At 70.3% G+C, this 21,028-nt stretch carries 19 protein-coding genes; 7 read left to right on the forward strand and 12 right to left on the reverse strand.

Annotated features, from left to right (window positions below; all coding sequences use genetic code 11):
• Positions 1–22: 22 nt before the first annotated feature.
• The 6 genes from ADX84_RS07765 to ADX84_RS07790 form a co-directional block, all read right to left on the reverse strand.
• Positions 23–892, reverse strand: coding sequence for a sugar phosphate isomerase/epimerase (locus ADX84_RS07765; protein ID WP_049569816.1), 870 nt, complete (start codon positions 890–892; stop codon positions 23–25).
• Complete coding sequence (locus tag ADX84_RS07770; protein WP_049569819.1) at positions 889–1,770, reverse strand: SCO3242 family prenyltransferase; 882 nt, start codon at positions 1,768–1,770, stop codon at positions 889–891. The genes ADX84_RS07765 and ADX84_RS07770 overlap by 4 nt, the downstream gene beginning before the upstream one ends.
• Complete coding sequence (locus ADX84_RS07775) at positions 1,767–2,924, reverse strand: inositol-3-phosphate synthase (RefSeq protein WP_049569734.1); 1,158 nt, start codon at positions 2,922–2,924, stop codon at positions 1,767–1,769. Before ADX84_RS07775 ends, ADX84_RS07770 begins: the two co-directional genes overlap by 4 nt.
• A 46-nt stretch (positions 2,925–2,970) precedes the next feature.
• Complete coding sequence (locus tag ADX84_RS07780) at positions 2,971–3,753, reverse strand: hypothetical protein (protein WP_199776507.1); 783 nt, start codon at positions 3,751–3,753, stop codon at positions 2,971–2,973.
• A gap of 129 nt (positions 3,754–3,882) precedes the next feature.
• Complete coding sequence (locus ADX84_RS07785; protein WP_049569738.1) at positions 3,883–8,226, reverse strand: ThuA domain-containing protein; 4,344 nt, start codon at positions 8,224–8,226, stop codon at positions 3,883–3,885.
• 446 nt (positions 8,227–8,672) lie between these two features.
• Complete coding sequence (locus ADX84_RS07790; RefSeq protein WP_049569741.1) at positions 8,673–9,833, reverse strand: Gfo/Idh/MocA family protein; 1,161 nt, start codon at positions 9,831–9,833, stop codon at positions 8,673–8,675.
• A gap of 115 nt (positions 9,834–9,948) precedes the next feature.
• On the opposite strand from ADX84_RS07790, the gene ADX84_RS07795 reads away from it, so the two are divergent.
• Positions 9,949–11,178, forward strand: coding sequence for an ROK family transcriptional regulator (locus tag ADX84_RS07795; RefSeq protein ID WP_049569744.1), 1,230 nt, complete (start codon positions 9,949–9,951; stop codon positions 11,176–11,178).
• 34 nt (positions 11,179–11,212) lie between these two features.
• Here ADX84_RS07795 and ADX84_RS07800 read toward each other — a convergent pair whose 3' ends face one another.
• From ADX84_RS07800 to ADX84_RS07825, 6 genes are all read right to left on the reverse strand, one after another.
• The gene (locus tag ADX84_RS07800) at positions 11,213–12,109 is read right to left on the reverse strand and encodes a hypothetical protein (RefSeq protein WP_049569747.1); all 897 of its coding nucleotides are present in this window, start codon (positions 12,107–12,109) and stop codon (positions 11,213–11,215) included.
• Positions 12,109–12,420, reverse strand: coding sequence for a hypothetical protein (locus ADX84_RS07805; protein WP_049569750.1), 312 nt, complete (start codon positions 12,418–12,420; stop codon positions 12,109–12,111). Before ADX84_RS07805 ends, ADX84_RS07800 begins: the two co-directional genes overlap by 1 nt.
• 226 nt (positions 12,421–12,646) lie before the next feature.
• Complete coding sequence (locus ADX84_RS07810) at positions 12,647–13,537, reverse strand: hypothetical protein (protein WP_156208042.1); 891 nt, start codon at positions 13,535–13,537, stop codon at positions 12,647–12,649.
• A 204-nt stretch (positions 13,538–13,741) separates the two neighbouring features.
• Positions 13,742–14,326 carry a hypothetical protein gene (locus tag ADX84_RS07815; RefSeq protein WP_049569755.1) on the reverse strand — a complete coding sequence of 195 codons (585 nt, stop codon included), beginning with the start codon at positions 14,324–14,326 and terminating at the stop codon, positions 13,742–13,744.
• Between the two features lie 138 nt (positions 14,327–14,464).
• Positions 14,465–14,944 (reverse strand): hypothetical protein, encoded by a 480-nt coding sequence (locus tag ADX84_RS07820; protein WP_049569758.1) that lies wholly within the window; start codon positions 14,942–14,944, stop codon positions 14,465–14,467.
• Positions 14,945–15,172: 228 nt separating this feature from the next.
• A complete protein-coding gene (locus tag ADX84_RS07825; RefSeq protein WP_049569760.1) occupies positions 15,173–15,805 on the reverse strand; it encodes a DUF6069 family protein in 633 nt (210 codons plus the stop codon).
• Positions 15,806–15,895: 90 nt separating this feature from the next.
• Between ADX84_RS07825 and alr the strand changes: the two genes are divergently transcribed.
• From alr to ADX84_RS07855, 6 genes are all read left to right on the forward strand, one after another.
• Positions 15,896–17,023 carry an alanine racemase gene (alr, locus tag ADX84_RS07830; protein ID WP_049569763.1) on the forward strand — a complete coding sequence of 376 codons (1,128 nt, stop codon included), beginning with the start codon at positions 15,896–15,898 and terminating at the stop codon, positions 17,021–17,023.
• 111 nt (positions 17,024–17,134) lie between these two features.
• Positions 17,135–17,641, forward strand: coding sequence for a tRNA (adenosine(37)-N6)-threonylcarbamoyltransferase complex ATPase subunit type 1 TsaE (tsaE, locus tag ADX84_RS07835; RefSeq protein WP_049569765.1), 507 nt, complete (start codon positions 17,135–17,137; stop codon positions 17,639–17,641).
• 12 nt (positions 17,642–17,653) lie between these two features.
• Entirely contained in the window at positions 17,654–18,340 is a 687-nt protein-coding gene (gene tsaB / locus ADX84_RS07840) for a tRNA (adenosine(37)-N6)-threonylcarbamoyltransferase complex dimerization subunit type 1 TsaB (protein ID WP_049569769.1), read from the forward strand.
• 23 nt (positions 18,341–18,363) lie between these two features.
• The gene (gene rimI, locus ADX84_RS07845; RefSeq protein ID WP_049569825.1) at positions 18,364–18,801 is read left to right on the forward strand and encodes a ribosomal protein S18-alanine N-acetyltransferase; all 438 of its coding nucleotides are present in this window, start codon (positions 18,364–18,366) and stop codon (positions 18,799–18,801) included.
• On the forward strand, positions 18,794–19,825 hold the full coding sequence (tsaD, locus tag ADX84_RS07850; RefSeq protein ID WP_049569772.1) for a tRNA (adenosine(37)-N6)-threonylcarbamoyltransferase complex transferase subunit TsaD: 1,032 nt from the start codon (positions 18,794–18,796) through the stop codon (positions 19,823–19,825). Before rimI ends, tsaD begins: the two co-directional genes overlap by 8 nt.
• A 147-nt stretch (positions 19,826–19,972) precedes the next feature.
• A complete protein-coding gene (locus ADX84_RS07855; protein ID WP_049569828.1) occupies positions 19,973–20,929 on the forward strand; it encodes a zinc-binding dehydrogenase in 957 nt (318 codons plus the stop codon).
• The last annotated feature ends 99 nt before the right edge of the window (positions 20,930–21,028 follow it).

The raw sequence follows: 21,028 nt of genomic DNA on the forward strand, positions 1-21,028 counted from the left end.
GCTCGGTCTCCGCCCCTGCTGATCACTCCGGCTTCCCCCGTTCCTCCAGCACCCGGGACCAGGCCGCGTCCAGCGCCCGCTTGGAGCGCTCGGCGACCAGCGGGGCGGCGTGCCCGTGCCGGGGCAGCTCCACCGAAGCCAGCCCCGTGTAACCGACACGGTCGAGGGCGCCCAGCACTCCGGCCAGGTCGAGGTCGCCCTCCCCGAACTCCAGGTGTTCGTGCACCCGTGGGCGCATGTCGTCCAGCTGCACGTTGGCGATCAGGTCCCCGGCCCGGGCCACCGTGCCCTCGGGGCCGTCGGGCTCGTTGCACACGCCGTGCCCCACGTCCAGGGTCACTCGGAGCCGTGCGGGGTCGCCCAGCGCGCGCCGCAGCTCCAGGACGTCCTCCAGGCGCTCGGCGAACATGCCCGGCTCGGGCTCGAAGGCCAGGTCCACGCCGAGCTCCTCCGCCGTCACCAGGACCTTCTCCACGCCGGAGAGGAGCCGTTCGCGCCCCTCCTCCCGCGTGGCCCCGGCGGGCAGGACGCCCGACCAGAAGGACACCGCCTCCGCCCCGAGGGTGTGGGCGATCCGCACCGCGCGGCGCAGCAGGTCGACCCGCACGTCGCGGTCCCGGTCGGAGACCAGGGTGGGTTCGTGCTTGCGGCGCGGGTCCAGCAGGTACCGGGCACCGGTCTCCACGACCACCGCCAGCCCCAGCTCGTCCAGCCTGCGGGCGACCGCCCCCACCCGGGCCTTCACGTCCAGGGAGAACGGGTCCAGGTGCGGGTGGTCGAGGGTGAGACCGACCCCCTCGTAACCGAGGTCGGCGATGATCGCCAGGGCGTCGACCAGCCGGTGGTCCCAGAACCCGTTCGTCCCGTACCCCAGCCTCAGCTGCTCGCTCATGTCACCGACACCGCCCTCGCCGCCCGCGCGGTCACCGGTGCCCCGGCGGCCAACGCGCACGCGGTGCCCACCGCCCCGTACCGGGAGAGCAGCGCCGCCTGGAGCGGGATCATCCCCCGGATGCCGGTCCCGGTCGCCGCGCGCGCGTGGTCCGCGCTGGGTTCGGCCAACGCCCGGGCCTGGGCCGTTCCCACGGTGGCCGCGAACGAGCCAGCGAAGGCCCCGGCCGCCAGCTCGGCCAGCGAACCCCGCACCGTGGCGGGAGCCGTGCGCGCCGGGTAAGCCGCCACTGCGGCCCCGGCCAGGGTGCAGGCCAACGCCCCGGCGGCCACCTCCGGTCGGGTGCCGTGGACCTCGCCCCGGCTCAACGTCGTCACCCCGTAGGTGTGGACGGCCATGGCGGCCGCGGGCAGCGCGGCCGCGCCGGTCCGGTCACCGGCACCGAGCAGCACGTCCAGCCCCCGGTTGACGGCCATGCCCAGCGGGGCCAGGGGCGTGGGCTTGAGGACGAGGTCGTAGGTCCACACGGTGGTGGCCAGGGCGGTGGCCACCAGAGCGGAGCGGCCGCCCCCGGCCAACGCGGCGATCCCCACCCCGGCAGCCGTGAGCCCGGTCGCCACGGACAGGGCCTCGCCCGGGGTGACCTCGCCTGAGGGCAACGGGCGTTCGGGGCGCTCGACCGCGTCCAGGTCGCGGTCCGCGTAGTCGTTGAGCGCCATCCCGGCCCAGTACAGGCACACCGAGGCCGCGGGGAGGGCCCACGTGCCGGGCCGGTCCAACCGGCCCGCGGCGGCCGCGCCGGTGAGGGAGTCGCCGAGCACGGTCAACGCGGCGGGCAGGCGCACCAACCGGGCCAGGGCTCTCAGCTTCCGGCTCATCCGCGCCCCGTCCCCTCGGCGGCGCACCAGGCGGTGAGCGCCTCCCACTGCGCCACCAGCCCGTGCACGTCGCTCCCAGCTGGGTCCTTGAAGAAGAAGCCCAGCTCCGGGACCGGTCCGGACCGGCCGGTCCGGTGGGCGTGGGCGGCCAACCGGGCCAGGTCCAGGACCAGGGGCGCCGCCAGCGCCGAGTCGTAGCCGGACCAGGTGAACTGCAAGCTCATCCGGGTTCCCAGGAAGCCCTCGAAGGACACGTGGTCCCAGGCGGTCTTCGCGTCACCCAGGTCGGGCACGTAGTCGATGTGCAGGGGCCCGTCCACCGGGTGCCCCAGCAGGTGCTCCAGCCCCCGGGCCTTCGAGGCGGTCTTGTTCTCGTTGCTGGCGGGGTCGGCGAGGGTCGAGACGTCGCCACCGCCCAGGAGGTTCATGGAGGACCACGAGCGCACGCGCAGCGCCCGGGCCGCGAACATCGGCGCGAGCACGCTCTTGACCAGGGTCTCCCCGGTCTTGCCGTCCGAGCCCGCCCAAGGCAGACCCAGTTCCCGTGCCAGGGCCGCCAGCGCGGGCGGACGCGGCCCCGCGTTCGGGGTGAACTCCACGAAGGAGCACCCCGCCCGCAGGGCCGCGTAGGCGTACACCGAGCTGGCCGGGATCCGGGCGGTTCCCGCGTCCAGGGCCGCTTCCAGCAGTTCGGGTTCGTCCAGCTCGGGAACCCGCTCCGGGGCGGGCTCCGTGCTGGACAGGTCCACGACCACCACGCGCTCCACCGCCTCGCCTTCGGCGAACGCGCGCAGGTCCTGTTCCAGACGGTCCACATGACACCGGGCGAACCCCTCGGGGCGGGGCTCCACGCCCCGGCGGACGCGCCGGTCCACCGCGTCGAGCTCCTCGGCGAAGGCCTCGGGCAGGTGCGGCGGAATCACACCCGACCTGGCCAGCGGCTCCGCGCTCTTGGACAGGTGGGTGTCCGAGAGGTCGTGGCCGCCGAAGACCAGGTCACCGAGGCCGGGCAGGCCCGCGTCGGCGAACTCGGGGCGTTCGGTCACACACCCCGTCCGCTCGGCGGCGCCCGCCCGCACTGCCAGCGCGCCCAGGACGGCCGTGGTGGCGACCGACCCGCGCGCCCCGACCAACCACACTCCGATGCGTGTCATGTGCTCCCCTGCTGGTTGTCGTGCTGGTGCTGCTGGAGGCCCCGGCTCAGTGGCCGTCGTGGGCGGGCGGCGGCCCGTCCCCGGTCGCGCCGTCGCCGTCCTCGGCCTCGTCGGGCTGGAGGGCGCCGCTGCCCGGTTCGGAGGGCAGGTACAGGTGGATGTGGCCGTGCCCGGCGTCGATGCTGACCATGTCGAGCTGGGTGGCCGCCACCGACCAGGCCGTCACGGCCTGGTCGCGCAGGTCGGCGGCCAGTTCCAGAAGCTCGGTCTGCTGGTCCCCGTCGGACTGGGAGGCGGCCTGGTAGGCGCTCACCGCCGAACCGAGCAGGTCCACGGAGCCGTCGAGTCCGGCGAGGGTGACGTTGAAGTCGGTCTGGCCGGAGTCGCCGAGGTCGAAGTGGGCCCCGGCGTCCCGGATCGTGCCGAGCCAGGCGTCGATCTCCTCGCCGGCCGGGAAGTCGTCAGAGGGTGCGGAGCCGTCGGCGGGCAGGACCCCGTTGAGGGACTCCAGCGCCGGGACCAGCTCCTCGTGGGCGGCCCTGGTGTGGCCGATCAGGCTGGACACCTGGTCCACGTGGCGGGCGTCGGCGGAGGCCTCCAGCTCGGCCACCCGGGCCGGGTCCGGGGAGACCTGGTCGTCCCCGCCTCCGAAGAAGAGCACCACCGCGGCGACAACGGCGCCGACCAGCAGCACTGAGCCGCCGGTCAGCCACCAGGTGGTGGGATTGGAGTTCGCGGAGTGGACCCCCGCGGTCCGGTCCGGGGCGGTCTGGCCGCTCTCCGGGTCGGGGGACTTCCCCTGCTTGGTGCTCAAGGGGTCGGTGCTCACGGGCACCTCCTGTCAGGTTGACACTGGCCGGGTGACGGGCGGCGCGTGCCGTGCGAACGACGCCGCGGGGGTGTGGCGGGGCCGGGGGACGGCCCCGCCACGGTTCGTCGGGCTACTGCTGATCCGGGACTACTCGGGTACTGCGGTCAGGTGTTCGAGGCCGTCGGCCAGGCGTCCCAGCTCCTCTCGGGTCCCGGGGTCGGCCACGGTCTCGGCGGTCGTCCGGAACCGGTCGAGTGAGCGTCCGGCCTGCGCGGGCCGGCCCACGCTCACGTTGTGCTCGGCCAGCTCCAGCTGGCGGGTGAGCCGGGTGGCCTCGGAGGCGGTCAGAGCGCCCGCCTCGGCCAGTTCCCCGACCCGTTCGTGGACCTCGGCGAACGTGAACGTCTCCGTCTCGTCCTCCAGGTCGGTGACCTGCACGTCGCGGAACCACACGAGGTCGTTCGCGCCGTGGTTCTGGATCCCGACGTGCCCGGCCGAGAGGTCGCGGGCGGGGTCGGTGCTCTCGAACTCGTTCACCAGCTCGCCGTTGATCCACACGCGGATCATCGGGTCGTCGACCTCGATCTCCATCGTGTTCCACTCGCCCACGACCTCCGGGTGGGAGGTGGCCGCCTGGAAGGTGTAGATGGCCCCGGTCTGGGTGAGGGGGTCGCCCTCGGGGGCGCCGTACGGGTCGATCTGGATCTCGTAGCCCTCGTTGACCGCGACCCACGGGTCGTCGCCCGGGTCCGGGAAGCCGACGAAGACACCGGAGTTGTCGGACTCCTCGTGGGTGAGGTAGTCCAGCTTGAGCCGGTAGGAGCCGAGCTCGTTCTCGTGCCAGAGCAGGCCCATCCCGCCCTCGGTCTGGAGGACGCACCCGTCACCGTCGTCGACGATCTCGAAGCCGCCCGGACCGGCCATGTTCCAGCCGTCCAGGGACTCCCCGTCCCACAGGGCGCGGTAGCCGTCGTCGAGGTTGGGCGGCGCGCACTCCACGGGGGAGGGCTCGTCGCCGACCGTGATGGTGTGGGTGGCGGAGGCGCCGGTGCGGCCCTCGCCGTCCGTGGCCACCGCGCTGACCGCGTACTCGCCGTCGGGGACGTCGGACCAGGTGGCCTCGTAGGGGCCCTCGGTCACCGTGGCGACCGCCTGCCCGTCCACGAGGAACTCCACTTCCTCGATCCCGGCGTCACCGTGGTCGGTGACGTCGGCCGCGAGCGGGACGTCCTCGCCCGACCCGAAGGTCGCGCCGTCGTCCGGGCTGGTCAGCTCGGTCTCCGGCCCGTCCCCGTGGCCGCCGTCGTGGTCCGCGTTCACGTCGAAGTAGTTGACGTTGAACAGCGCCTCGTCCCCGGCTCCGTCGTTGACGAAGACCAGGTGGAGGTCGATCGTGCCGCCGGGGTCGGTGACGTCCTCCATCGTGACGTCGGTCCACTCCTGCCAGCCGCCGGTGGGCTCGACGTCGACCGAGCCGACCAGTTCGCCGTCGGGGGAGTCGGCGCGGGCCTCGATGGTGCCGCCCGCCCCTTCCGAGGCCACACGGAAGCCGATCTGCTCGACCCCGTGGAGGTTCACCGGGTCGTAGGCGACCCAGCTGCCGTGGTGGATGCCACCGAGGTTGCGCAGGCCCCCGTTGGGGTCCTCCGTGGCGTCGGTGACCACTCCCTCGCTGCCGGTGAAGTACTGCGCCTGCATCCGCGACGGGTTGAGCTTGATCCCGTCGCTGCCGGTCAGGGACGGGACGCCGTCCCCGCCATGGTCGGTGTACTCGGCCTGGAGGACCCAGAAGATGTTCATGTCGTGGCCGTGACCGCCGTCGGTCCCGGTGACGCTCACACCCTCACAGCCCTCGTACTGGGTCCAGGGGTGGGCATGGGTGTCGTGGCCCAGCGAAGAGGTGACGTCCACCTCGCCGCAGTCGATCCCGTCGCCGATCGACCCGTCCTCGGCGTCCTCCACGGTCACGTCGAACGGGATCTCGTCGCCCCAGTCGAAGAACTGGCCGTCCCGGGGCGTGTCGAAGGCGACCTTGGGCGCGGTGTTGCCCGCGGTGATCGTCACCGTGGCCGTGCCCGTGCGCTCCTCGGTGTCGGTCAGGGTGAGGCTGACGTTGTACCGGCCGGTCTCCTCGAAGGTGTGCGTGGGCGCGGGGTCGGTCGAGGTCGTGCCGTCCCCGAAGTTCCACGCGTAGTCGAAGGCCAGGCCTCCGGGGTGGAAGGAGTTCTCACCGGAGAACTCCACGGTCAGCGGCGCGGGGCCGGAGGTGGTGCTGCTGCTGATCCGGGCCACCGGGCTGTTGCCCGACCCGGAGTAGTCGATGCGGGAGATCGCCGAGTCCTCGGCCCCGCCGAACCAGCCGGAACCGTACTCCAGCACGTACAGGGCGCCGTCCGGGCCGAACTCCATGTCCATGGGGTTGGCCAGGTCGATGTCCGGGACGGTCTCGGTGATGTCGAGGACACCGCCCTCGTCGTCCAGGTGCACCTGCTTGATCCACTGGCGGCTCCACTCGTACAGCAGCGGGACGCCGTCGTAGTACTCGGGCCACTTGTTGTCCGACTCCAGCTCCGGGTCGAAGCTGTACGCCGGTCCGCCCATCGGGGCGCCGCCGCCGGTGCCCAGGTGCGGGAACTCCTCGGACTCGTCGTAGCCGTACCAGATCGCCGCCGGAGTGACCGGGGGCAGCTCCGTCAGGCCGGTGTTGCGCGGCGACTCGTTGACCGGGGCGTCGCAGTCGAACGGCTCCCCGGAGGTGCCGGATCCGAAGTCGTACTTGTTATAGGCGGAGTTGTTCCCGATGCAGTACGGCCAGCCGATGTTGACCGGCTCCGTGATGTGGTGCCAGGTGACCGTGTTCTCCGGGCCGCGCTCGGGGTCGGCCACGGGGGAGTCCGGTCCGTAGTCGGCCAGGTAGACGCTGCCGTCGTTCTGGTCCACGGAGAACCGGAACGGGTTGCGCAGACCCATGGCGAGGATCTCGGGACGGGTCAGGTCGGCGTCGGAGGTCTCCGGCGGGAACAGGTTCCCCTCGGGGATCTCGTAGCCGCCGTCCTCGTCGACCGCGATGCGGATCAGCTTGCCGCGCAGGTCGTTGGTGTTGGCCGAGCCGCGCTGGGCGTCGAAGGCCGGGTTACGGCTCTCCCGCTCGTCGTGCGGGCTGAACCCGTCCGAACCGAAGGCGCTGGTGTCGTCGCCGGTGGAGATCAGGAGGTTGCCGTCCGGGTCGAAGTCGATGTCGCCGCCGACGTGGCAGCACATGCCGCGGGTGGCCTCGACCTCCAGGATCACCTGCTCGCTCTCCAGGTCCAGGGACGGTTCGTCACCGTCCACGAACTGGAAGCGGGAGAGGTTGTTGTGCGCCTCGAAGGGCTCGAAGTCCTCCGGTGAGCCGTTCTCCGGTGCCGCACCCGAGGGGACGCCGTCGATCACGGGGGCGTAGTACAGGTACACCCACCCGTTCTCCTCGAAGTCCGGGTCGAGCGCGATGCCCTGGAGCCCGTCCTCGTCGTGGTCGTAGACGGGCACGTCCGCGAGCGCGTTGGTGCTGTAGGTCTCGGGGGACCACATGGACACCTGGCCGTTGCGGGAGGTGTGCATGATCCGGCCGTCCGGGAGCACCGCCATGCCCATGGGCTCGCCGACGTTCTCCTCGCCCTGGGCGAGCGTGACCTTCTCGAAGTTGTCCCACTGGGTGGCGCCGCAGTCGCCCTCGACCTGTCCGGCGGCCCACTCGAGGCCTCCGAGGAGGTGGGCGGTGAACTCCGGCTCCGAGTACGACTCGACGGTGTGGCCGCCGCCGGTGTACCAGGATCTGCCGCCGTCGTACACCTGACACCAGGCGATCGGGTGGTCGAAGCCCATCTGCCCGGCGGGGTCGACGACGTCCTCGTAGGAGGCCTCGTTCAGGCCCGCCAGGACGTGGACGTCACCGCGCGGGCTGACGTCGTAGTCGTACCACTCGTCGTGCCGGTCCCAGCTGGCCGGGAGCATGGAGGTGGAGGGGTGGGTGCGGTCGTTGACCATCACCTCGGCGTCCTGGGTGCCGGGCGGGTGGCTGGCGAAGTACGCCCCGACCAGGTCGCCGTACCACCCCCAGTCGTAGTGGGTGTCGGAGGCGGAGTGGACGCCGACGTAGCCGCCGCCGCCCTGCACGTACTCCTCGAACGCGGCCTGCTGGGTCTCGTCCAGGACGTCGCCGGTGGTGGAGAGCCAGATGACCGCGTCGAAGCGGGCCAGGTCCTCCGGGTTGAAGATGTCGGAGTCCTCGGAGTGCTCGGTCTCGAAGCCGTGCTCCTCGGCGAGCGCCTCGTAGAGGGCGACGCCGTAGGGGATGGAATCGTGCCGGAAGCCGGTGGTCTTGGAGAAGATGAGCGCGGTGAACGGGTCCTGTTCGTCCGCGTCGGCTTGGGCCGGGACCGACGTCAGCCCGAGGGCCAACGCGACGCTCGCCGTAAGGGCGCCCAGCGTTCGTAGGGATCTTCTGATCACGGGAAACCTCACCTGGGGGTGGGGGGTCGATGAGTCCGTGCGGCGTGCCGGCGCCGACGGCAGGGACGGTGGCCGCGTTCGCGTGCACGGCGGGGGGCCGTGCGGCGGGTGCGAACCGTCGGGGAGTACCTGCTATCGCGTTCGGAAGCGGGGGGTGGCCGCCTCATCGGTGTGATCAGGTCACGGAGGCTCCTTTCGTCGGGGGCAGGGACGAGCGTGGGCAGGACGGACGGCTCGCCGCGTTCGCGTGCGCGGCGGGGGGCGCCGCACGGACGCGACCGTGGCGATGTCTGCATTGTCCGTCGTGGCGGTCACGATGAACAGGGGCTCTGAGTGACCTGTTGAGGCCCCTGGGTTCACGTTCCGTAACAGTTCCAGGTGAACGGCACCGAGGGCGTATCGGCTATTCGTACAAACCTGGACGAGGCCGACCCTTGGGGCGGCCATCAGTGCCCCGTCCGGGACTCGACCGGGGGCACGTCGACCCAGCGGCGTTCCCGGGCCGACTCCAACACCGCCTCGGCGAGCACGGCTGCCCGAAGACCGTCCGCGAAGACGGGAAGACCCTCGGGTTCCCCGCCCGCCACGGCGGAGCCGGTGTCCTTGACCAGGGCGTTGAAGCAGTCCTGGTAGCCCTGGGGGTGGCCCACCGGAAGGGTGACCAGACGGGCGGCGTCCGGGCTGAGATCGGGGTCGTCACGGGAGATGATCGCGGTGCGGTCGCGCCCGCCCGCCCAGAGGGTCTCGGGCCGTTCCTGGTCGAAGCGGAGCGACCCCTCGGTGCCGGAGACCTCGAGCACGAGCTGGTTCTTGCGGCCGGGGGAGACCTGGCTGATCACGGCGTTGCCGACGGCTCCGCCCGCTGTGGAGAACTGGAAGGTCACCAGGTCCTCCGTAGTGACCGCGCGGCCTCCTCCCTCGCCCCGGTGCTCGTTGAAACGGGAGGTCTGGGCGCTGACGGCGGTGATGCGGTCGCCGGTGACGAACTCCAGCATGTCGCACCAGTGGGAGCCGATGTCGCCGAAGGCCCGGGAGGGGCCGCCGATCTCCGGGTCCACCCGCCAGTTGTCCTCCTGGGGGTAGAGGAGCCAGTCCTGGAGGTAGCCGCCGTGGGCGAGTCCGACCCGGCCGACGGCGCCCGCGGCCACCTGGGCGCGGGCCTCGCGGGCCATGGGGTGGAAGCGGTAGACGAAGGGGACGACGGCCACGCGGTCGGCCTCGTGCGCGGCCTGCGTGAGGCTGCGGGCCGTCTCGGCATCGGTGGCCAGGGGCTTCTCGCAGACCACGTGTTTTCCGGCTGCGAGGGCCGCCCGGCTGAGGGGGGCGTGCAGGTGGTTGGGGGTGCACACGTGCACCACGTCGACGTCGGATCGGTGGATGAGTTTGAGGGCGTCGGCGTGGGCTCGGGGGAGGCCGTGCGCGGCGCGGAAGTCCTCGGCTTTGCCGGGGGAGGATCCGGCCACCCCGACGACCTCGCCGCCTGAGGCGCGGACGGCGTGGGTGTGGACGCGTCCCATGAAGCCGGTGCCGATCACCGCTGCTCGATAGGCCGAGGGGGCTGTCAGTCCGGGCGTTGGCGAATCACCCAGACCTGTGACTTTTTTCACTGACATGTCCGAGACGTTACGTCTGACTTATGTCGAAGGTCAAGCATAAGTTGCCGGTTGTGGACAAAATAGATGGATGACGGCCACTCAATAGATCCTGTGCTTCACTGGTCCCATGACGGAAGACGCGCTGACAGCCCCGGGGGGACCGGGGGCGACACCTCTGCGAGCCCCGGCCGCCACAGCCGCGCCCGGTGCCGGGACCCTGCTCCGGCTGCTGCGCGACGGTCGCCCACGCACTCGCTCCGAACTGGCCGCCGTCACCGGCCTGGCCCGTTCCACGGTCACCCAGCGCGTGGACGCGCTCCTGGCCAGCGGACTCATCGGCCCGGCGGGGGAGGCCGTCTCCACCGGAGGACGGCCGCCGACGACCTTCTCGTTCCGCCCCGACGCGCGCGTCGTGCTCGCCGCGGACCTGGGCGCCACCCACGCCCGGCTCGCCCTCACCGACATGTCGGGGACCGTGCTCGCGGAGGACCGCGCCGACATCGACATCGCGCTGGGCCCCGAACCCGTCCTGGACTGGGTGCTGGACCACGGCCTGTCCATGCTGGAGTCGGCCGGACGCGCGACCGAGGACCTGCTCGGCGTCGGCGTGGGTCTGCCCGGCCCCGTGCAGCACTCCACGGGACGCGCGGTCAACCCGCCCATCATGCCCGGCTGGGACGGCTTCGACGTGTCCGGCCACGTGCGCGGCCGCATCGACCGGCCCGTGCTGGTGGACAACGACGTCAACATCATGGCCATCGGCGAACACCATGTCGCCTGGCCCGGCGCCAGCCACCTGCTGTTCGTGAAGGTGGCCACGGGCATCGGCTGCGGGATCGTCAGCGAGGGCAGCGTCTACCGGGGCGCCCAGGGAGCCGCCGGGGACATGGGGCACATCCACGTGCCCAACGGCGCCGACCGGCCGTGCCGCTGCGGCAACACCGGCTGCCTGGAGGCGGTGGCCAGCGGACACGCGATCGCCGAGACCCTCACCGCGGAGGGGGTCCCCGCCTCGGGAGCCCGCGATGTGGTGGAGCTGTCCCGCAACGGGTCCGTCCCGGCGCTGCGCGCCCTGCGCCAGGCCGGTCGCGACGTCGGCGAGGTCCTGGCCGCCTCGGTCAACATGTTCAACCCGTCGGTGATCGTCATCGGTGGCGCGCTCGCCACGGCCGGGGACCACCTGCTCGCGGGGGTGCGCGAGGTCATCTACCAGCGCTCGCTGCCGCTGGCCACGGAGAACCTCAGCATCGCCTCGTCGAAGGCCGGGGAGAGCGCGGGCGTGATCGGCGCAGCGGTCATGGTCATCGAGCACTGCCTGAGCCCCGAACACGCCGAGTCCCTCGTCATGGGCGCCTGACGGGGCGGGGCCTCACAGACCCCGCCTCCACGGATCAGGATCGTGTGAACGGAGCCCGCCACCACCAGTGCCCCTCGGGCACGCCTGTGGGTACCGCTTCGGGAACGGCGCCCCCGGCCTGGGGCAGCCCCTGTCGAAGCTCCTCGTCGACGTCGTCGATGTCCTCCGGCTTGACCACGGCGAACGTCACCGCGCCCAGGAAGCCCTCGAACAGGTTCTCCAGCATGGAGCGGTACAGGCAGGCCGCGTACCACTCGGGGCCGGAGGCCAGCTGTTCAGCCTTGGCCAGCGTCCTGCGGATCTCGCCGCCGCGCACCCCGGCACGCTCCGCGACCGAGAGGCGTTGCTCCTGCGTGCCGACGAGGTCGGGCGAACCGATCCGGGCTCCCCAGAGCAGCAACAACGACTGGTCGAGGGGCACATCCGAATCGGCGAGGTCGACCCGGGCGCGTTCCAGCAACTCTTCCGGCTTGCCGGTGAAGGCGTGCACGGGTTTCGACGGGGAGGCGGGCCAGCCGTGCTCAGCCAGGTAGGCCGTGCCGTCGCCCATGATCCGCACGCGGGTCGCCAGCGTGACCGTTGCCAGAGGGGTCAACGGTGCCTGGCGCTCGAAGAGCAGGTTCAGAGTCCCGTCGATCACCCCTTCTGACCTGGGCCTGCCCCGGCGTACGGTCTCGGAGGCCGAAGCGTGGTACGCGGGGATCGGGTTGCCGCGTTCCTCCGGGGGGAGTTCTTCCAAACGCCGCATGACGTGGGTCGCGGCGTCGATGGGAGAACCGAAACCGAGCACGTCGGCGGATGCGCGCAGAGCTCCCACCACGGCCTTGGGCCCGGCGCTCGGGTCGACTCGCACGCCGGCCCTGCCAAGGGCGTTCACTTCGGCGAGATCCCGCTGGAGCCGCTTCTCCACCGGGGAGCTGTTGTCGGTCATCAGGAGTCCCAGTCGTCGTCGTAGTAGTCGTTGATCTTGGCGTTGATCTCTTCCTCGCTCCAGTCATCGCGGGTGGGTACGCGCCACCACCAGTGCGAATCCGGCACCCACCAAGGGATGTCCTTGGGCCGGATCGGCACGATGTCGTCGGCGTTCGAGGTGAAGAGAGCGTCGACCACGTCCAGCTTGTCGGAGTCGGCCGGATGCATGAGGTCGGCGAAGGGGACGAAGTCATCGATGAGGATCTGGATCTTCGACCGGTAGTAGCACGCGTTCGGGAAGCCCTCTCCTGTGATGCGCAGGGTGTACATGCGACAGATTCCGTAAAGAGTGGAGAAGCCGTGCCGGTTCCCGTCCTTCCTGAGGAGCCTTGCCGCCTCCCTCGTGAAGTTCGGAGACCACGTGCGGTTGTGGCGCTGATTGCCCACCCACAGGGACATGATATCTCCCATGATTCTGGCAAAGTTCTTCGCAGTGCTTGGGGGGACATCGTCCGCGTTCTTCTGGAGAACTCCGAGGACCGCCTGCTCTCCGGGGCTAACCCAGTTCATGGCCTTCTGGCTCCGATTTGCTGTGCGTGGTCAGAGCCCGGGTGTCTCCAGTCTTCTTGACGAAGAGGGCGGCAAAGATTCTGTTGTGTTGTGGGGTGCCGTCCTTGGGAATTTTACCCTGGCCCGGAGGGAGATTCCTGGTGAAGGAAGCATTGACGTTATTCTCGCCGCGCTTGAAGTTGGTCAGTTCTCCTTCTTTGATGGTCTTTTCCAGGCCGTTGAGGTAGGCCTCGACTGGATGCAGGCCATCGCGTTCCTCGGGGGGAAGTTCCATATAGTGCTTCCGGGCATGGTAGGCCGTTGAGGTGTCCGGGCCCATTCCGATCAGCGCGGCCTGCTTTCGAAGGGAAGCGACGATTTCGTCATTGCTTAACGTGATGTCGACAGATGCGCGTGTGCTGCCCCTTTTCTCGTTCAGCTTTTGGATGTCGGACTTGAGCGTCTGGCGTATGTCTTCTTCCGCATGGATGATCTGATTAGTTGCCTCCTTGAGCTGCTCCATCTCGGAGAAATGGTGAAACTTCTCCTCGACGTCTTCCAGTGTGGCATCGTAAAAGGCTTTGAAGTACTCGTATCTGTAGGCACACTCGTTGAAGTCAGGTGCCTTCTCCAGGGCGAACTCCAGGGCCTTGGCCATCGCAGGTTTCACGGCGTCGGCTTCCGGGCCAGTCGAGCCCATTTCAGGGAAGTCGTTTCTCACGACCGCAGCCGAAAGGCGTTGCCATGGTCGCTTTATGGGATTTGTGTTCCCTCTCGTTCTGGATATGTCTTCCTCGCTCATGCCTGACCATTTCAGCGCCTCTGCGAGTTTCTCGGCATTGATTTCCTGAGGTGTCGGATCGCCAGGTGATTGAGGGATTGGTGATTTCGAGTTCATGGGTCTCCGATCGGGGGTGGACCGGTGGGGGAAATTTTCGCTGGGGTTTGGGGTGGCGGCTTCGGCAAAGCTGCGTGAAGAGTCATTCCTGCATGCGGATGAAAATCTCCGCTCTTGTGTTCCTTCTTTGGCTGGTTTTGGGACAGTGCTCAGTTGCTCTGATGTTGGAAGCTCTCGAGGTTTCCATGCAGGGTGGGGTCGGTGTTAGCGGTAGGTGTCCTCAGGAAATTCCTCGTCATCAGCGTAGAAGTCACTGAGAGAGTAGTCGTGAATCTTTTCGTCGATTTCCTGCTGGCTCATGTCGAGTCGTGTGGGGGTGCGCCACCACCAGTGGGATTCGGGAACCCACCAGGGGATCTGCTCGGGTGGGATGGGTGCGATGTCGTGGGCGTCCTCGACAAAAAGCATGTCGACCTTTTTCAAAGCTCCGGAGTCGGCCGGGTGCATGAGGTCGCTGAAAGGAACGAAGTCGTCGGTGAGGATTTGGATCCTGCTCCGGAGGTAGCAGGCCCTCTGGAAACCGTCTCCCCTTCTGCGCCTGGAGTACTTCTTGCAGGTGTTGAAGTAGAAGGAGAATCCGTGACGATTTCCCGTCTTCCTCAGTAGCCTGGCAGTCTCCTTCACGAATTCCGGGGGCCACGCGCGGTCGTTGCGGCGGTGGTCCGCCCACAGGTGGATGATTCCCTCGACGATCTCGGGGAAGTTCCTGGCGCTGGCCGGGGGGGCTTCCTCCGCGTTAGTCCGGAGGAGTTCTAGTACCGCCTGCTCCTCGGGGCTGAACTGGTCCATGGTCCTGGTTACTCCGGTGTGTCGAGTGGTGAGTGAAGACGGTGCCTGAGGGTTTAGCCAGGCTGGTGGGGGATCGTAGTGAAGGCTGGCATGTCAGGGAGGCCCCGCAGGGCAGCCTGGTCTATTCCACCTGGAACGTCACGGGGTTTCCCAGTCCTCGACGTAGTAGTCGTAGAGTTTTTCGTCGATCTCCCGCTGGGTCCAGTCGTGGCGGGTAGGGGCGCGCCACCACCAATGAGATTCTGGGACCCAGGAGGGGGCCTCCCCCGGATCCAGGGGAACGATGTCGTCGACACTTTCCCTGATCACGTCGTCGAGTATGTCCAGGGAGTCCACGTCCTCCGGGTGGACAAGGTCGGCGTAGGGTACGAACTCGTCGATGATGATCTGGATCTCGCTGCGCAGGAAGCAGAAGGTGCTGAACCCGTCTCCCCTGCACCGCAGGCCGTAGATCTCGCACTCACCCTCGTGGACAAGGAACCCGTGCCTGTTGCCGGGTGTCCTCATCAGCTCGGAGAAGCGTTTCTGGAAACCCTGCGACCACACGGGGTCGTTCCGGCGCTGGTACGCCCACAGGTTCGAGGTGTCCTCGGCGATCCTCGCGAAGGCCGTTCGCACCTTGTGTCCGCGAGTCGCCCCGGTGTTGCCTTTGAGGAGCGCGAGAAGGGCCCTCTCCCCGTCAGTGAACTCCTCGATGGTCTCCAGCCCCTCCCGTGACGGACGATTCGAACGGTTCGACGCGGGGGCGCGTCGGCTGGTTCGACGAGGCCGCGCACTGCGAATCCTGGCACGCGAAGGGGGCGGGGCCCTCTCGGGTCCCCGCCCCCGGTGGTGTCGCGTTCTCCGTCAGTCGTCGCGCGTGCCGTGACGGGCACGGTCCTCCTCCGCCCGCTGGGCCTCCGCGCGGCCGCGAGCGGCGTCGTAGTCGGCGTCCTCCTCCATCGCGCGGTAGCGCGTGGGGTCGTACTCCCGCTGTCCGACGTCGGGCAGGACGCCCTCGTGCCTCAGGGCCGGGCCCTCGTCACTCCTGGCCTGCCGGGGAACCCGGCTGACGACCGCGGTCCGCCCCACGCCGCGCAGCAGCGAGGCGATGGCGATACCGCAGACCAGGTTGATCAGGCCCGTGGCGATCTGGCTGGAGATCTCGGCGCCCTGCGTGAAGGGCGTGACGGCCGCGATGGCCGTGGCCAGACCGACGATCCAGCCGAAGAACGAGAGCGCCCGGGGTGCGGACAGCAGCAACAGGTGCAGCAGCGCGGTCGCCAGCAGGGCGACCACCCCCGCCAGGAGCGCGTAACCGACCGTTCCGGCATCCCCGAGGTGTCCGGCCTCCTCCGGTGCGAGCACCGGAATGCCGAAGATCCCGCGAACCACCAGGGTCCCCGCGAAGATGACCAGTGCGGCGACCACCGCGGTGGCCAGTCCGCCGGACCAGAGCCGGGTCACGTTGACGGCTCGTTCACTTCCCATTTCGTTCATACCGATATCCCCAAAATAGGGCTCGAACTCGGTCGTAGGCCACATACCCGCAGCTCCGCAGCGGTAACCCACGCGTGGAACACTGTGGTCATGGCTCCTTTCGCGCACGCTCGCGTCGATCTCGACGCGATCGCCTCCAACGCCCGGCTGCTCAGCGAACTGGCCGGGGGGACGCCCCTCATGGGGGTGGTCAAGGCCGACGGCTACGGCCACGGGATCCTGCCCGCCGCGCGTGCGCTGATCGCGGGCGGTGCCTCCTGGTTGGGGACCGCGCTCATCAAGGAGGGCCTGGAGCTGCGCGAGGCGGGCATCACCGTGCCCGTGATGTCCTGGATCATCCCGCCGGGGGAGCCCGTCGGTGAGGCGATCGAGGCCGACATCGACCTCGGGATCAGCAACCGCGCGGTCCTGGACACCGTGGTCTCCGAGGCCCGCCGCCTGGGCCGGGTCGCGCGGGTCCAGCTCAAGGCGGACACCGGCCTGAACCGGGGCGGCGTGACCCGGCGCGAGTGGGCGTCCGTGGTCGAGGCGGCCGCGCGCGCGGAGGAGGAGGGCGCCGTCCGGGTCACCGGTGTGTGGTCGCACTTCGCCTGCGCGGACGAGCCCGGCCACCCGTCGATCCAGGCGCAGCTGGACGTCTTCCACGAGGCCCTCATGGTGGCGGACAAGGCGGGCCTGACCCCGGAGGTCCGGCACATCTCCAACTCGGCCGCGCTGCTCACTCTGCCCGAGGCCAGGTTCGATCTCGTGCGGGCCGGAATCGCGAGTTATGGTCTCAGCCCGATTCCGGGTTTCGGTGTGCCCGGATTGCGTCCCGCGATGACCTTCGAGTCGAGCGTCGCGCTCACCAAGCGCGTCCCCGAAGGCAGCGGGGTCTCCTACGGACACCGTTACGTCACCAAGGACGAGACCACCCTGGCCCTGGTGCCGCTCGGCTACGCGGACGGCGTGCCCCGCGCGGCCACCAACCGGGGCCCCCTCCTCGTCGGCGGCGCCCGCCGCACCATCGCGGGAACAGTCTGCATGGACCAGTTCGTTGTGGATGTCGGGGACGACCCGGTGGAGGCGGGCGACCTCGCGGTACTGTTCGGCGACCCGAGCGCGGACCCGGCCGTGCCCACCGCGCAGGACTGGGCCGACGTCCTGGACACCATCCCGTACGAGATCATCACGCGGATCGGCGCCAGGGTGCCCCGCGAGTACGCGGGCGGGGCCTGACGCACTCCCCGATATCGGTCACGAACCTTCCCCACCCGGCCTAACCTGGGTGAAGAGGGACCTTCGGCGCGCTCCGACGCTGACCACCACACGGACCTACCTGTGAGAGCGATGACAGACACCACAGCCACCACCGCGTCCCACGTCCACGCGGTCACCGCCGCGACGGACGAGGAGATGCGCGTTCTGGGCCGTGACCTCGCTGCCCTCTCCCGCCCCGGGGACCTGCTGATCCTCTCCGGGCCGCTGGGAGCGGGCAAGACCACCCTCACACAGGGGCTCGGACAGGGCCTGGGCGTGCGAGGGTCGGTCACCTCGCCCACCTTCGTCATCTCCAGAATCCACCCGTCCCTGGTCGGCGGTCCCGCCCTCGTGCACGTGGACGCTTACCGGCTCGGCGGCCCCGACGAGGTCGACGACATCGACCTGGACATGACCCTCCCCGAGTCGGTCACCGTCGTCGAGTGGGGTGAGGGCGTGGCCGAGGGACTGGCCGACGACCGCCTGGAGATCCGGATCGAACGCCACCTTGACGACACCCGCACCGTCCACCTGCGCCCCGTCGGCGCCCGGTGGACCGACATCGACCTCCCCGGCACCGCCGCCGGGAACGGATAGGGCGGAACACCCGTGCTTCTCCTGGCCTTCGACACCGCCACCCCGGCGGTCACCGCCGCCATCGGGGAGACCACCCCCGACGGCTCCTTCCTGCTGCGCGCCAGCGCCAGCTCGGTGGACGCCCGTCGCCACGGCGAACTCCTCGCGCCCACCATCCAGAACCTGCTCGCCGAGGCGGGTCTGGTGCTGGGCGACCTCGACCACATCGCGGTCGGCATGGGCCCCGGTCCCTACACCGGCCTCCGGGTCGGTCTGGCCACCGCCCACGCCCTGGCCGACGCCCTGGACGTCCCCTGCCACGGGGTGACCACACTGGACGCCCTGGCCTTCGCCACCCGGCGTACCGGACCGTTCCTGGGTATGACGGACGCCCGCCGCAAGGAGGTGTTCTGGGCGCGTTACGACGACCACCTCACGCGGGTGGGGGAGGTCCATGTGGACCGGCCCGCCGAGATCGACACCGAGGGCCTGCCGCTGGTCGGCGACGGCGCCCGGATGTACGCCGAGGTGCTGGGCGCCGACCCCGAGGACACCGCAGCCCTGGAACCGCTCCACCCGGACGCCGCCGCGATGGCCGAACTCGCCCTGCTACGCCTGCACCGCGGTGAGAAGCTGCCCGAGCCCACCCCGCTCTACCTGCGCCGTCCCGACGCGGTCGAGCCCGGTGCCCCGAAGAAGGTCCGCCAGTGGGTGAGGTGACCGCGCCGGTGGGACTGCGCCCGATGACCGCCGCCGACGTACCGGCCGTCCTGCAACTGGAACGCGCTCTGTTCCCGCTCGACGCCTGGAGCGAGGGCATGTTCCGCGACGAGCTGGGCGAGGCGTCCACCCGCCACTACGTGGTGGCCGAGGCCGAGTCCGGGATCGTCGGCTACGCCGGGCTGCGGTTCGTCCCGCCCGAGGGGGACGTCCAGACCATGGCCGTCGCGGAGGACACGTGGGGAAGGGGGATCGGTCGGGCCCTGCTCACCGAACTCCTCGACCAGGCCGCCGCCCGGGGCGTCACCCACATGTTCCTGGAGGTGCGCTCGGACAACCCGCGCGCCCAGGACCTCTACACACGTTTCGGCTTCGTGGCGATCGGCGTGCGCCGGGGCTACTACAAGGGGGCGGACGCCATCGTCATGCGCCGCGTCGCGGAGAAGGGGAGCCATGAGTGAGCCGTTGATCCTGGGGATCGAGTCGTCCTGCGACGAGACCGGCGTCGCGCTGGTCCGGGGCTGTGAGCTGCTGGGCGAGTCGGTCGCCTCCAGCGTCGACCAGCACGTGCGGTTCGGCGGCGTGGTGCCCGAGGTGGCCAGCCGCGCCCACCTGGAGGCCATGACCCCGACCGTGCGCCGCGCCCTGGACTCCGCCGGGGTGAAGCTCTCCGACGTGGACGCCGTCGCGGTGACCGCCGGACCCGGCCTGGCCGGTGCGCTCCTGGTGGGCGTCTCCGCCGCCAAGGCCTACGCGATGGCGCTCGGCAAGCCGCTGTACGGGGTCAACCACCTGGTCGGCCACGTCGCCGTGGACCAGCTGGACCACGGACCCCTGCCCAAACCCTCGATCGCCCTCCTGGTCTCCGGGGGCCACACGTCGCTGCTCCTGGTCAACGACCTCGCCACCGACGTGGTCTCGCTCGGCGACACCGTCGACGACGCCGCCGGGGAGGCCTACGACAAGGTCGCCCGGCTGCTGGAGCTGCCCTACCCGGGCGGCCCGCCCATCGACCAGGCCGCCCAGCGGGGCAACCCGAAGGCGATGCGCTTCCCGCGCGGCAAGTGGGGCGACGGGACGTACGACTTCTCCTTCTCCGGGCTGAAGACCGCCGTGGCCCGCCACGTGGAGGACGCCGACCGCCGGGGCGACCCGCTGGTGGTCGCCGACATCGCCGCCGCCTTCCAGGAGTCGGTGGTGGACGTGCTCACCCGCAAGGCCGTCGACGCCTGCGTGGGGCACGGCGTCAGCACCCTGGTGATCAGCGGAGGCGTGGCGGCCAACTCCGCGCTGCGCGCCCTGGCCGGACAGCGCTGCCAGGAGGCGGGGATCGAACTCCGCGTCCCGCGCCCCCGCCTGTGCACGGACAACGGAGCGATGATCGCGGCCCTGGGCGCCGAGGTGGTGGCGGCTGGCCTGCAGCCGTCGGCCCTGGACCTGGCCACCGACACCTCGCTGCCGGTGGAGTCCTCAATGGCCCTGTAGCCGTTCCTTCGAGCCCCTTCGAGCCCCTCCGAGCCCCTCCGAGCCCCGCCGAACCACCGGTCCGGCGGGGCTCGGAGGTCTCCCGGCGTGTTCTGGTCCGCCGCACCCGGTCGGGGCGCCGACCCGGGCCTGTGGTTGGGTGCGGGTATGTTCGCGATCTCGGCAGCACGCATCTCGTTCGACGACCCCCTGTCCGGGCTGGAGGTGGGCGAGCGGCCCGACCCCGAACCCCGCGAGGGGTGGACCACCGTCCGGGTCAGGGCGGCCGCGCTCAACCACCACGACCTCTGGAGCCTGCGCGGGGTCGCGCTGCGCGAGGACCGCCTGCCGATGGTCCTCGGCGGCGACGCCGCGGGCACCGACGAGGACGGCAACGAGGTCATCGTGCACGGGGTGGTCGCCGAACCGCCCATGCCGGGCCGCTCCCCGCGCTTCTCCCTGCTCTCGGAGATCCACGACGGCACCCTCGCGGAGAAGGTGCTCGTCCCCCGGGAGAATCTGGTCCCCAAGCCCCCGGAGCTGTCCTTCGAGGAGGCCGCCTGCCTGCCCACCGCCTGGCTGACCGCCTACAGCATGCTCTTCGGCAAGGCCGACCTGCGGCCCGGCTCCACGGTCCTCGTGCAGGGTGCCGGGGGAGGGGTCTCCGCCGCGCTCATCGCGATGGCCGCGCAGGTCGGGCACCGCGTGTACGTCACCAGCAGGAGCGAGCACAAGCGGGCCCGTGCCCTCGAACTCGGCGCGCACACGGCGCTGCCCTCCGGGGAACGGCTTCCGGAGAAGGTGGACGTGGTCTTCGACTCCGTCGGCCAGGCCACCTGGAAGCACTCGATCCACTCGCTCAAGCCCGGCGGCGCCGTCGTCACCTGCGGGGCGACCAGCGGCGACGCCCCCGCGGCCGAGCTCACCCGGGTCTTCTTCCTCCAGCTTCGGGTGCTCGGCTCCACCATGGGGACCAGGGATGAGCTGGTCGGCCTCACGGAGATGTGCGTGCGCACCGGGCTGCGCCCGGTGATCGACCGGGTGCTGCCGCTCAAGGACGCCCCGGAGGCCTTCCGCGCCCTGGCGGCCGGAGAGCAGTTCGGCAAGATCGTCCTCGTCCCCTAACCCGTTCGGGGGCCGAAGCGGCCCCGAACCATCGGCCACACCGTTTCGTTCGGGCCTCGCTTCCACGGCGGCCGGACACGTCGAGGGGCCCGGGTCGAT

The sequence above is a fragment of the Nocardiopsis sp. SBT366 genome (assembly GCF_001083815.1).
Classification (GTDB): Bacteria; Actinomycetota; Actinomycetes; order Streptosporangiales; family Streptosporangiaceae; genus Nocardiopsis; species Nocardiopsis prasina.